The 12,629-nt window shown below is 60.1% G+C and carries 12 protein-coding genes; 8 read left to right on the forward strand and 4 right to left on the reverse strand.

Annotated elements, in window-relative coordinates; all coding sequences use genetic code 11:
- Positions 1-32 precede the first annotated feature (32 nt).
- The gene (locus tag J3R80_RS15295) at positions 33-1,952 is read right to left on the reverse strand and encodes a hypothetical protein (protein WP_275394662.1); all 1,920 of its coding nucleotides are present in this window, start codon (positions 1,950-1,952) and stop codon (positions 33-35) included.
- 229 nt (positions 1,953-2,181) lie between these two features.
- Between J3R80_RS15295 and J3R80_RS15300 the strand changes: the two genes are divergently transcribed.
- A complete protein-coding gene (locus J3R80_RS15300; protein WP_275394663.1) occupies positions 2,182-2,850 on the forward strand; it encodes a thiamine diphosphokinase in 669 nt (222 codons plus the stop codon).
- Here J3R80_RS15300 and J3R80_RS15305 read toward each other — a convergent pair.
- Entirely contained in the window at positions 2,847-4,226 is a 1,380-nt protein-coding gene (locus J3R80_RS15305) for an L-serine ammonia-lyase (protein WP_275394664.1), read from the reverse strand. The genes J3R80_RS15300 and J3R80_RS15305 overlap by 4 nt on opposite strands.
- Before the next feature lie 80 nt (positions 4,227-4,306).
- The gene (locus tag J3R80_RS15310) at positions 4,307-4,660 is read right to left on the reverse strand and encodes a YbaN family protein (protein ID WP_275394665.1); all 354 of its coding nucleotides are present in this window, start codon (positions 4,658-4,660) and stop codon (positions 4,307-4,309) included.
- 195 nt (positions 4,661-4,855) lie between these two features.
- Between J3R80_RS15310 and rpiA the strand changes: the two genes are divergently transcribed.
- The 7 genes from rpiA to J3R80_RS15345 all read left to right on the forward strand — a co-directional run bounded on the left by rpiA (position 4,856) and on the right by J3R80_RS15345 (position 12,322).
- Entirely contained in the window at positions 4,856-5,638 is a 783-nt protein-coding gene (gene rpiA / locus J3R80_RS15315; RefSeq protein WP_275394666.1) for a ribose-5-phosphate isomerase RpiA, read from the forward strand.
- Between the two features lie 164 nt (positions 5,639-5,802).
- The gene (gor, locus tag J3R80_RS15320) at positions 5,803-7,170 is read left to right on the forward strand and encodes a glutathione-disulfide reductase (protein ID WP_275394667.1); all 1,368 of its coding nucleotides are present in this window, start codon (positions 5,803-5,805) and stop codon (positions 7,168-7,170) included.
- A gap of 141 nt (positions 7,171-7,311) precedes the next feature.
- The gene (gene hflK / locus J3R80_RS15325) at positions 7,312-8,454 is read left to right on the forward strand and encodes an FtsH protease activity modulator HflK (RefSeq protein ID WP_275394668.1); all 1,143 of its coding nucleotides are present in this window, start codon (positions 7,312-7,314) and stop codon (positions 8,452-8,454) included.
- The gene (gene hflC, locus J3R80_RS15330) at positions 8,454-9,323 is read left to right on the forward strand and encodes a protease modulator HflC (protein ID WP_275394669.1); all 870 of its coding nucleotides are present in this window, start codon (positions 8,454-8,456) and stop codon (positions 9,321-9,323) included. Before hflK ends, hflC begins: the two co-directional genes overlap by 1 nt.
- On the forward strand, positions 9,323-9,508 hold the full coding sequence (locus tag J3R80_RS15335; protein WP_275394714.1) for a DUF2065 domain-containing protein: 186 nt from the start codon (positions 9,323-9,325) through the stop codon (positions 9,506-9,508). Before hflC ends, J3R80_RS15335 begins: the two co-directional genes overlap by 1 nt.
- Positions 9,509-9,622: 114 nt before the next feature.
- On the forward strand, positions 9,623-10,657 hold the full coding sequence (locus J3R80_RS15340; RefSeq protein WP_275394670.1) for a fatty acid desaturase: 1,035 nt from the start codon (positions 9,623-9,625) through the stop codon (positions 10,655-10,657).
- A gap of 240 nt (positions 10,658-10,897) precedes the next feature.
- The gene (locus J3R80_RS15345; protein ID WP_275394715.1) at positions 10,898-12,322 is read left to right on the forward strand and encodes a Do family serine endopeptidase; all 1,425 of its coding nucleotides are present in this window, start codon (positions 10,898-10,900) and stop codon (positions 12,320-12,322) included.
- 90 nt (positions 12,323-12,412) lie between these two features.
- On the opposite strand, the gene J3R80_RS15350 is transcribed toward J3R80_RS15345, so the two are convergent.
- The gene (locus J3R80_RS15350; protein WP_275394671.1) at positions 12,413-12,610 is read right to left on the reverse strand and encodes a DUF1127 domain-containing protein; all 198 of its coding nucleotides are present in this window, start codon (positions 12,608-12,610) and stop codon (positions 12,413-12,415) included.
- Positions 12,611-12,629: the final 19 nt, after the last annotated feature.

Consider the following 12,629-nt stretch of genomic DNA (forward strand, 5'->3'; position numbering starts at 1 on the left):
GGGCCGTGCTTTTTGTCTTAAATTTGAGCGGTTCAGGCTGACTGACGCCCGCTTTCATCGGTGTCCTGGCCTTCTGCCAGGGCAAAGCGGCCCGGTGCAATCTTGCGAATACGACCTTCGCGCAACAGGCGACCGAAGGCACGCAGGGCCTCTTCGCGCGAGATGCCGCCATTGACGTTCAGCCCGACAACCAACCGCATCACATGCGGGCGGCTGAATTGCGGCAGTCCCTGCACCTTGCTGGCATAGTTGGCTGCGGCTTCCATCAAGCCCGTCATGTCCGACGCATCGGCCCCGTTTACGTAAGACGCAAAGCCATCCTGCGAAGGATCGGCCGAGACGGCACCGATCGTTATGCCACCGCTGTCGACAGCAGACTGTCCAGCGACGGTTTCGGCTTTGCTGCCGGGTTTGCGGCCGACGCGGCGCGGACGCACGATGCGCACGGCTTTGTTGCCTTTGGTGTTGGTGTCCACGTCGTCATCGGCATTCTGAACGCCATCCACGCGCTGTTCTGACACCAGAACCAGCGGGGCCATGCGCAGTGAGCCACCTTTTGCCTCGGTGTTTTCCGGGCGTTTCGGGCGCACAGCGCGGGCAAGGTCTTCGCGATACGGATCTTCTTCGTGCTCGTCGATATCGACTGCACCCGCGTCTTCATCCGCACGTTTTGCCTGCACGGCGGCTTTCAGGTGCTCGATCGAGTTACGGCGGCGCGAGGCCTCCTGGCTGTCCATCTTGTCATTTGTTTCGGCAAGAATACGGTTCAGCGTCTCATCGCTTTGATCGGCAGCGCCGTTGTCAAACACCTGTTCGCGACGTTCGCGGCGCGCTTCGGTTTTGACCTCGTGGTCGATCATGTTCAGCAGTTTCAGGGTCGAATGATCGTCCTGTTCGCTGTCATCTTGATCGCCTTGGCCCTGTTCTGCATCGTCCGAATCCAGAACGGTCGCGTCTTCCACCTCTTTCGGGGTGACGGTCAGTTCTTCGACCCCATCTTCACGCCGCATCCGTTTGACGCGCACGACACGGTTGACCGGGCGCAGCGGCTCGGGCTCGTCGTCGAAGGAGTTTTCCAGAAGGTTGCTGACGCCGACTTCGATATCCAGATCAGAACCGTCTTCATCATCATAACTTGCGTTCGACTTGGCAGCGTCGTCATCCGCCTGATCGCTTTGAGCGTTCATCTGGGACAGAATGGCATCGACATCCTCATCCGTGTCAGCAGGAACACTGGCCTCGGCGGACAGAACCAACGGACCATCAGTCGGGCCGTCATCGGCGGACGCTTCTTCGGATGTGTCCACCGCTTCAGCCGCTTCCGTCACAGCAGCGGTTTCGGCGGTGTTGTCCTCTGTCGCGGCGTCTTGCTCGGTGTCATAGAACGGCTCGGCATCCGGGTCGTCGGAATAATCATCCAGATTGCTAACGTCAGCAACCGCGCGGATACGCTCCAGCTTTGCCCCGGCGCTGTCGTCGTCCAGCTCGACAGGGGCGTGGGTGGCGGCTTCTTCCGCCATATGTTCGAAGTTATCGGTGTCATCGCTGCCGTCTTCGGCGACCGGTTGGTCTGCGTCCTGTTCGGCCGATGTCTGAATTTCTTCAGATGCCGCCTCTTCAGCCGGGGCGGTTTCATCAGGTTGTTCAGCTTTCGGTTCAGTTGCGTCAACCTCGGCAACATCTTCTTCCGGGGCAGCAGGCTGATCTTCCGCGCTGCCATCCAGAAGTGCCTGTCCGGCCACCAGCGTTGCACCGGTCTTGGTTACGGCTGGCAGGGCCGAGCCTTCCTGGCGCAGAACCACACCGTCATCTTCCACACGGGCCTGAACACGCTGCTGAATTTCACGTTCGGCGATGCGGTGCAGCACTTCGGCGTCCGGCGTGGGCGGTTCTGCCCCGAAATAGCGGTCATCCGCTGCCAGATCACGAAAATACTCCGCAATGGACTTCATGGTGCCAAATGGCTCGTCGAATCCCTCAAGCGTGCACGAAAAAGTGCCATAGGATACAGTGAGGATTTTGCTGTTGCTCACCATTGATAACTCACTTTCTCCTCCGAAACTGCGCAGGTATACACCATCCTACATCGTTCCGGGAACTTAAACAAAGCCGTGAAAAACACGGCATTTTTTCCGGACTAAACCGTTCATAAAATCAGATTGGGAGACAATTGTGTCCATAATGAGATATTTTCGTCAATTTTCCCACAATGTGACTTTGCTGGGCGGAGGAGCCGTTGAACCCGCGACACTGACGCATTGTCTAAGCCTTGCGCCAGAGCTTGTGGCGGCCGATGGCGGCGCGGATCAGGCGCTGGATATGGGGCATGTTCCGGTGATCGTGGCAGGTGACATGGATTCCGTGTCAGATCGGGCCCGCAAGGTGATCGGGGCAGATCGGTTTGTTGAAACCCCCGATCAGAATCGCACCGATTTTCACAAAACGCTTGATCTGATCGACGCGCCGGTTGTTCTGGGCGTCGGATTCATGGGTAAGCGGCTGGATCACGAACTGGCGTGTTATAATACGTTGGTGCGGTTGCCGGAAAAACGGGTCATCCTAGTGGGCGAGGTGGATATCTGTTTTCACCTGAACCGCCCGCTTCAGATGTCGCTGCCCGTCGGCACGCGGTTTTCGCTGTTCCCCATGGCGCGGGTCAAGGTGCGGGCGACCGGGCTGGTCTGGCCGGTCGAGGATCTTGAGATGTCGCCCTGGGGCATGATCGGCACGTCCAACGAAACCAACGCGCCGAAGGTCACCGTCGCGGCGGATGGCGCGGGGCTTCTGATCATCCTGCCGCGCGCCCATCTGACCGATGCCATCGCGGTTCTGACCCCGCCTGAGACCTAGCAGTTGGGGACGTTCACGGCCAAACCGCCCAAGGACGTCTCTTTATACTTTTCCGACATGTCCTGCCCGGTTTCGAACATCGTCTTGATGCAGGCGTCCAGCGGCACAAGATGCGTTCCATCGCCTCGCAACGCCAGTGAAGCGGCAGAGATCGCCTTGATCGCACCCAGTCCGTTGCGCTCAATGCAGGGCACCTGCACCAGCCCGCGCACCGGGTCGCAGGTCAGGCCCAAGTGATGTTCCAACGCGATCTCGGCGGCGTTTTCGATCTGCATCGGTGTGCCGCCCATAACGGCGCACAACCCGGCGGCGGCCATGGCGCTGGCCGATCCCACCTCGGCCTGACAGCCCGCTTCGGCGCCCGAAATCGACGCGTTGTGTTTCACGATCCCGCCGATTGCCGATGCGGTCAGAAGAAACTCGTGCACGCGGGACGGCACTGCGCCGGGCACGTGGTTCAGCCAGTAACGAACCACCGCAGGCAGCACCCCCGCCGCGCCATTGGTCGGGCTGGTGACAACCTGACCGCCAGCGGCGTTTTCTTCGTTTACGGCCATGGCATAGACGCTCATCCAGTCGTTGATGATGTGCGGGGCCGACAGGTTCATGCCCTGTTCCGCCATAAGACTGTCGTGGATCGCCTTGGCGCGGCGGCGCACCAGAAGTCCACCGGGCAGAATGCCATCTTCGGACAACCCGCGGTCGATGCAGTCGTTCATCACCGCCCATATCCGGTCCAGCCCCTCGGCCAGCGCGTTCGGTCCCATATGTTCCAACTCGTTCGCGCGTTTCATCTCGGCGATGGTTTTGCCGGACTCGCGCGCCATTTCCAGCATCTGGGCTGCGGTCTCGAACGGATAGGGGTGCCGCTTGGCGTCGCGCGCGTCCATCACAGCCTCGCGCGCCTGTTCAGCTTCGGTCACGACAAAGCCGCCACCGATGGAATAATAGGTCTCGCGCACCACCACGTCGCCCTGAGCGTCAGTCGCCATAAGTTGCATCCCGTTGGCGTGGCCGGGCAGGGGCGTTTCGTAATCAAAGATCAGGTCGGTCTTGGGGACAAAGGCAAGGGTGCCCAGCCCTTCGGGGCTGACCGTGCCTGTGCGGTTGATCTCGGCCAGGGTGGCTTCGGCGCGGGCGTGGTCATAGCTGTCGGGCAGAAAACCGGCCAGCCCAAGAATGGTGGCCCGGTCGGTGGCGTGGCCGACACCGGTAAAGGCCAGCGACCCGTGTAGCGAGGCGCGCAACCCGTGCACCTTGAAAGGCTGGGCGCGCAGGTGGTCCAGAAAACGCCCGCCGGCCACCATCGGGCCCATGGTGTGGGATGAACTGGGGCCGACCCCGATTTTGAACATGTCAAAGACAGACAGGAACATTGTGACCTCGCGCGATTTAGACTTGGATCAGATTGATCATTTCACAGCACCGTGTCCGTGTAAAAACGACACATTTTGCGTCAGTCCGGTCGGGTCAACACGAATGCTGCCCCCGAACCCATCAGGATTGCCTGTGCCAGCAAGACCAAAGGGGGTGCGCCAAGGATCAGTGACAGGATGAATACCAGCGCCATCATGAAGGTCGCGAGTGTTTTTGCCCGCCGGGAGATCGCGCCGCGCTCCTCCCAATCTTTGATCGCGGGGCCAAAATGGGCGTGGTCGATCAGCCACGCCCGTGCTTTCGGGCTGCCCTTGCCAAAGGCGAAGGCGGCGACCAGCAGAAAGGGCGTCGTGGGCAAAACCGGCAGGATGACCCCGATCAGCCCCAGTGCCACCGCGCTCCAACCCAACACAATATAGACATATCTGCTCATACGACGAGTGCAGCCCTTGCCGGAAATCCGTTGCGCCAGCATTGGGTGATGCCGGGGCGAATGTCCACCCGGCGACGCGATGGTGGATCATGTGGCGAAAATCGGCGCTGAGCGGCGTTCCCCCCTCGCCAGTCTGGACCATGCGTTTTATAACGCTGGCAACTCGAAACATGCGCCACAAGGGGAATCGCTGCCATGTCCGGAGAACTGTCACCCATTGATACCGCCAAATTCGTCGCTGCCAAGCGGGCGGTTCAGTATGTCGAAGACGGTATGCGTGTCGGGCTTGGCACAGGGTCTACCGCCGCATGGATGGTGCGCTGCCTGGGCGAGCGGGTGCGCAGCGAAGGCTTGAAGATTACCGGAGTTCCAACCAGCACCCGAACCGCCGAGCTGGCGCGGCAGGTGGGGATCGAGGTCACGACACTGGATGCCGCGAAGTGGCTGGATTTGACCATTGATGGCACCGACGAATACGACCCGGACCTGTGTCTGATCAAGGGTGGCGGCGGTGCGCATCTGCAGGAAAAAATTGTCGCCACGGCGTCTGATCGGATGGTGGTCATCGCCGACCCGACCAAGGGCGTTGATGTGCTGGGGGCGTTCCCTCTTCCGATCGAGGTCATTCCCTTCGGCCTGCAAGCCACCAAGGGGTTGGTGGAAGAGCTGCTGGCGGCGATGGATGTATTGGACAGCAAGGCTATCCTGCGTGAAAAGGGCGGCGTGCCGTTTGTCACGGACGAGGGAAATCATGTTATCGACCTGCATCTGAAGCGCATTCAGGACCCCCGCAAACTGTCCATGGTGCTGAATCAGGTGCCGGGGGTGGTCGAAAACGGGTTGTTCATCGATATCTGCGATGCGGTTGTCATCGGCCATGGCGATGGCCGGGTGGAAGTGATCGACATCAACGAAGGCACCCACGAGGAAGAGCGGATCGAGTTTGCCGACAGCGCGAATATCTTCGCGGATATCTGACGCCCCTGCGTGCCCCGGCACGCGCAAACGTGAACCATGTGACATTTCCGGCTCTGGAAGTCTGGCGGCGTAGCCCATAGCTTCTGCCGCAACGTGATGTATGCACAAGTACGCAGGGCCAATCTGGCCGTGGCCGTAATGTGGGATGGGAAAGGCAAATGGATATGAGCGGATTTGACTACGACCTCTTTGTGATCGGTGGCGGATCAGGCGGCGTGCGTGCTGGCCGTGTTGCGGCCGAAGGTGGCGCCAAGGTTGCGCTGGCAGAGGAATTTCGCATGGGTGGCACCTGTGTCATCCGGGGTTGTGTGCCGAAAAAGCTGATGGTCTTTGCCTCGCAGTTTGGTCCGGCTGCCGACGCGGCCCGCGCCTATGGCTGGCAGGGCAACGCGCGGGGTGATTTCGACTGGGCGGGCACGTTCCGACCGGCGCTTCATGCCGAACTTGAACGGTTGGAGGGGATCTATACCAAGAACCTGGGCAACTCGGGTGCCGACATCTATCACGCACGGGCGACCATCAAGGATGCTCACACGGTCGAGCTGTCGACGGGCGAGACCTTCTCGGCCAAGCATATCCTTGTGGCAACCGGCGGGCGGCCTTTCCTGCCAGACACGCCCGGCGCGCAGGAATTGGGCATCACGTCGAATGAAGTCTTCAATCTGGAAGTTTTTCCCAAGCGGATACTGATCGTTGGCGGCGGCTATATCGCCTGTGAATTCGCCTGTATCTTCAATGGGCTGGGCGCGCATGTTGCCCAATGGTATCGCGGCGCGCAAATCCTGCGCGGCTTTGACGACGAGGTGCGGGGTTTTCTGGCCGAGCATATCCACGAGCGTGGCGTCGATTTGCATGTCGGGCTTGAAGTCGAACGCATGGAGCAGCGCGAGGATGGCATTTGGGTCAAGGGCACAGACGGGCGCGAAGAGATATTCGACCAGGTGCTGTTTGCAACTGGACGGGTGCCCAACACCGATGGGCTGGGATTGGAAGAAGTCGGCGTCAAGCTGGGCCGTGGCGGCGAAGTGGTGGTGGATGACTATAGCCAGTCAACCGTGCCGTCGATCTATGCAGTGGGCGACGTGACGAACCGGATCGCGTTAACTCCGGTCGCGATCCGCGAAGGGATTGCGTTTGTCGAAACGGTGTTCAACGGCAACCCAACGAAGCCAGATCATGAAAACGTCGCATCGGCCGTGTTCACCCAGCCGGAATACGGCACAGTTGGTCTGTCCGAAGAAGACGCCCGCGCGCAAGAGAAAATCGACGTCTACAGCGCAGCATTTCGACCGATGCAGAAAAGTTTCATCGGGGTGAATGAACGGGTGCTGTTCAAGCTGGTCGTCAGTCAGAAAACACAGAAGGTTCTGGGCTGTCACATTGTGGGCGACGGGGCAGGCGAGATGATCCAACTGGCTGCCATCGCGGTGAAGATGGGTGTGACCAAGGCCGATTTCGACCGAACCGTGGCGGTTCATCCAACCATGTCGGAAGAAGTCGTGCTGATGAAGTCACCCACGCGCAGTGACTAAGTCCCCATTGGGGGCCGAAACGCGAATGCACCGGAAATTCAACTCAAAACAGGGCGCATCGCGCGCCCTTTGCCTTGAAATCCGGCCCGCAAAGGGTCAGGTATGACGACGAAACCATTAACCTGGAAGGAATAGGACCACATGGCCAGCGATAATGGCGGTCCCTGGGGCGGCGGTGGAAACCGTGGCGGCTCTGGTGGGCGTCCCCCCTCGAACGGTGGCGGCAACCGTGGCGGAAAAAATCAACCGCAAATGCCCGAGATTGATGAGCTGATGAAAAAAGGTCAGGAGCAGTTGCGTGTCCTGATGGGTGGTCGGGGCGACAAAGGCCGCAGCGGCGGAAATGGCGGTGGCACCGGCGGGCCGAGTTTCGGGCGCGGGTCGATCCTGCTGGTTGCGTTGGTGGCGGTTGCGGTCTGGATCTTTGCCAGCTTCTATCGCGTGGACACGTCGGAACAATCCGTCGAGCTGCTGTTCGGCGAACGCTATGGCGTGGGGCAGGAAGGTTTGAACTTTGCGCCCTGGCCGGTCGTCACCAGGGAAATCTATCCCGTGACGCGCGAGAACATCATCAATATCGGCGATGGACCCAACGAGGGGCTGATGCTGACCGGGGACGAGAATATCGTCGATATCGACTATCAGGTGGTCTGGAACATCTCGGATCTTGAGAAATTCGTCTTTAACCTGGCCGACCCGGAAAATACCATTCGGGCCGTGTCTGAATCGGCGATGCGCGAGATTGTCGCGCGGTCGCGCCTGGCGCCGATCCTGACCTCGGATCGTGGGATCATCCAGCAGGATCTTGAGCAGTTGATCCAGACGACGCTGGACGCCTATCAGTCGGGCGTCAACATCGTTCGGGTGAACTTCGACCGGGCCGACCCGCCCGAGGACGTGATCGACAGTTTCCGCGAGGTGCAGGCCGCCGAGCAGACCCGCGATACGCTGCAAAAACAAGCGGATGCCTATGCCAACCGCGTGGTCGCAGCGGCCCGGGGTGAAGCGGCACAGCTTCTTGAGGAAGCTGAAGGCTATCGCGCCCGCGTGGTGAATGAGGCCGAAGGTGAGGCCGCGCGCTTCATCGCCGTCTATGACGAGTTCGCCAAGGCCCCCGACATCACGCGCAAGCGGCTCTATCTTGAAACGATCGAGAAGGTGATGCGCAGTGTCGACAAGGTGATCCTTGACGAAGGTGTCAGTGGTGACAGCGGGATCGTCCCCTATCTGCCGCTGAATGAATTGACGCGCAAACCGGCGCAAACGGACGGGGGGGCGAACTGATGAAACGCACTCAAATCATCCTTGTCGCGCTCGTCGCGTTGGTGTTCGGCGCCTTGCAGGCGGTCTATATCGTGGACGAACGCGAAACCGCTTTGCGACTTTTGTTTGGTGAAGTTCAGGCCGAGATCACCGACCCGGGTCTGTATTTCAAAATCCCGGTGTTCCACGAGATCGTCAAATATGACGGGCGGATCCTGCCCTTGGAAACCAGCAAGCTTGAAGTCACCCCGGCCGACAGTCGCCGGCTTGAGGTGGACGCGTTCGCCCGGTGGCGGATCGCCGATGCCCGACAGTTCCGCCGAGCCGTCGGCGCAAGTGCGATTGCCGGGGCTCAGCCGCGTCTTGAGCGGATCCTGAACGCGGAACTGCGCGAGGTTCTGGGTAAGGTGAATTCCGATGCGGTTCTGTCTGCTGACCGGGTTCTGTTGATGAACCAGATCCGCGATCAGGCCCGCACGCAGGCGGCGTCACTGGGGGTCGAGATCATCGACGTGCGCATCAAACGTGCCGATCTGCCCAAGCAGAACCTTGAAGCGACGTTTGAGCGGATGCGGGCCGAACGTCAGCGTCTGGCCGCCGACCAGATCGCCCGCGGTAACGAGGCCGCACAGCGTCTGCGAGCCACCGCCGACCGGACCGTGGTGGAAACGGTGTCCGAGGCGCGCAAACAGGCGCAGATCATTCGTGGTGAAGCCGATGCCCGCCGCAACGGGATTCTTGCCGATGCGCTGGGTCGGGACGCGGAATTCTATGCCTTCCTGCGGTCTCTGGAAGCCTATGAAAACTCGCTGGTGGGGGGCAACTCGTCCATGGTGCTGACGCCGGACAGCGAGTTTTTTGACTATCTGAAATCGGATACGGGCCGGTGATCTCGACTATAGTGTTCGGGATCGGGCTTGTGCTCGTGATCGAGGGGCTGGTGTTCGCACTGGCCCCTTCGCGTTTGGACGATCTGGTGGCGATGATGGCCGCGATGTCGCGTGATCAGCGCAGGCTAATCGGGCTTGTCGCGCTGGCGATTGGCGTTCTGTTGGTCTGGCTGTCGCGGGGCTGATCTGGTCCTGGCTACCCTTCGCGTTATGCGTGTCACTTCGTCCATTTCACATAATTTGCTTGCCATGGGGAGCAGGTCGTTTATCGCTGCCTCAGTTCTATAAAAAGCAGGCCCATGAAACACACCCCAGACTTCCCGCAATCATCCGATGACGCAAAATCCGCGAGGGACTGGGTGAAAACCCTGGCCGCATACCGCGAGCCGAACCAGTGGCGCAGTGCGTTTGAACTTACGGTCAGCATCGTTCCGTTCGTTCTTTTGTGGGGGCTGGCATGGTGGTCAATGTCGATCAGTCTTTGGCTGACGTTTGCGATCTCGGTCTTCAACGCGCTGTTCCTGCTGCGCCTGTTCACCATTCAACATGATTGCGGTCACGGCGCGTTTTTCAAACAACGCGCGCTCAGCGATTGGGTGGGGCGGGTGATCGGCGTGCTGACCTTGACGCCCTATGCCGTCTGGCGGCGCACGCATTCGATCCACCACAGCTCGGCCGGCAATCTGGGCAAGCGTGGGATCGGGGATATCGTGACCCTGACGGTGGACGAATACAACGCGCTGTCGCGGTTCGAACGCCTGAGGTATCGGCTGTATCGCAACCCGATCATTCTGTTCGGGTTTGGGCCGGGCTATCTGTTTCTTCTGCAAAACCGCCTGCCGTTCGGTCTGATGAACAGTGCGCGATACTGGATCAGCGCGATGGGCACCAATCTGGCCATCCTCGCAGCGCTGGTCGCGATCTGGTATTTCGGCGGTTTCTCGGCCCTTCTGCTGATCTTTTTGCCCACCACCATTCTGGCGGCCACGGCTGGCATGTGGCTGTTCTATGTGCAGCATCAATTCGAAGACACGCATTGGAGCACCGAGGAAGACTGGCAATTGCATGACGCCGCCCTCGAGGGAAGCTCGCATTACATCATGCCGCCGGTGCTTCAATGGTTCAGCGCCAATATCGGCATTCACCACGTGCATCACCTTTACAGCCGTATTCCCTTCTATCGCCTGACCGAAGTCTTGCGCGATCACGCGGAACTGGCGCAAGCCAACCGGATGACCATCGCGGAAAGCCTGTCTTGCGCGCGGCTGCATCTGTGGGACACGAACAGCAAGCAACTGCTTTCCTTTGCTCAGGCACGCGCGATTTACGGCTAGGTTCGGCGTGGGGCGCCATTTGGGCGCTCTTTCGCTTGTCACGCGGCATTACAGGCGTTCACATGGCGGTGAACTTAATTCAGGAACTTTGCGTTGCGCTTTAGACTGCCTATCTAGAGACTATTCATCAACGGGCCGAGGCCCGAAACTGTTTCTTGAAAGGAGAGAGGTGTGAAAGTGCAGGCAATTTCCCCCGACCAAATTCAATTGCGGGGCGTGCGCGCTTTTGTCGGGCTGATCATGGCCTTGGCTGTGATCCTTGCAACGGGCATGCGCGCCGAAGCGCGTGGCGCGCCCGACAGCTTTGCTGATCTGGCCGAACAAGTTAGCCCGGCGGTGGTGAACATCACCACATCAACCATTGTTGCGCAACGAACCGGCAATCAACCGATGATCCCCGAAGGCAGCCCGTTCGAAGATTTCTTCCGCGACTTCCTGGATCGCAACCAGCCCGGCGGGCCGAACGGCAATGACAACGCGCCGCGCCAGCGCCGCAGCCAGGCTCTGGGCTCGGGCTTCGTGATCTCTGAAGACGGGTTCATCGTGACCAACAACCACGTCATCGAAGGCGCCGACGAGATTCTGATCGAGTTCTTCAACGGCGGCGGTGAGCTGCCCGCCAAGGTGATCGGCACCGACCCCAATACCGATATTGCGGTCCTGAAGGTCGAAAGCGACAAGCCGCTGCCCTTCGTCACTTTTGGCGACAGCGACATCATGCGCGTTGGGGACTGGGTGATGGCAGTTGGCAACCCGCTGGGGCAGGGCTTCTCGGTTTCTGCCGGGATCGTGTCGCAGCGCAACCGCGAACTGTCGGGTGCCTATGACGACTACATCCAGACCGACGCGGCGATCAACCGGGGCAACTCGGGTGGACCGCTGTTCAATATGGATGGCGAAGTGGTCGGCGTGAACACCGCGATCCTCAGCCCCAATGGCGGCTCGATCGGGATCGGGTTCGCGATGTCGTCGGCGGTCGTGAAGCGTGTCGTAGACCAGCTGAAAGAGTTCGGTGAAACCCGCCGTGGCTGGCTGGGCGTGCGCATTCAGGACATCACGGATGATATCGCCGAGGCGCTGGGACTTGAAAGCACCAATGGCGCGTTGATCACGGATGTGCCGGACGGCCCTGCCAAGGATGCGGGCATTCTGCCCAATGACATCATCCTGTCCTTCGATGGCACCGACGTGACGGACACCCGCGAGCTTGTGCGCATTGTTGGCAATGCGCCAGTTGGCAAGGCCGTGCGCGTGGTCATCCTGCGGGAAGGTCAGACCGAGACGCTGAAAATCACGCTTGGACGCCGTGAAGATGCCAACGCCACGCCGGGGGATGCCCCCAGCGATGACGCGCCCGAGGCACCTGCGGAAGGCAAGGTGTTGGGAATGTCCCTGGGTGAATTGGACGATACACGCCGTGAAGACCTTGGATTGCCACCAGCAGCTGAAGGGCTGGTCGTTCTTGATATTGATGAGGACAGCGAGGCCTTTGAAAAAGGGATCCGTGCAGGTGACGTCGTGGCCGAAGCGGGGCAAGAAGCCGTCAATTCGATCGCTGCGCTGGAAGCACGGCTGGACGCCGCCAAGGATGGTGGCCGCAAGTCGGTGCTGCTTTTGGTGCGGCGTGATGACAACCCTCGGTTCGTCGCATTGTCGCTGGAGTAAACAGCCCAAAAAGAAAACCCCGCACGGCGCTGGCCGGGCGGGGCGTGAAGCCCGCGCCGAACAGGCGCGGGCTTTTTGGTGGTGGCGTTGTTACAGCTTGGAAATGTCGCCGCGGCACAGCCCGATATCGTCAAGCTCGCGGTCGGTCAGTTTTGCCAGTGCGTTCCGGGTCATGCGCACGTCATTCCATGCAGAGACGGAAGCAACGATGTTGCGGACCACAGCGGACAAACGGCCGCCGAAGGACGCACCGTTAACAGGGATGTATGTCGTTTCGAAAGCAGCCATTTTTCTGATCCTTCTCGGT

Origin of the sequence: Aliiroseovarius sp. Z3, assembly GCF_029105185.1 — a bacterium.
Lineage (GTDB): Bacteria > Pseudomonadota > Alphaproteobacteria > Rhodobacterales > Rhodobacteraceae > Aliiroseovarius.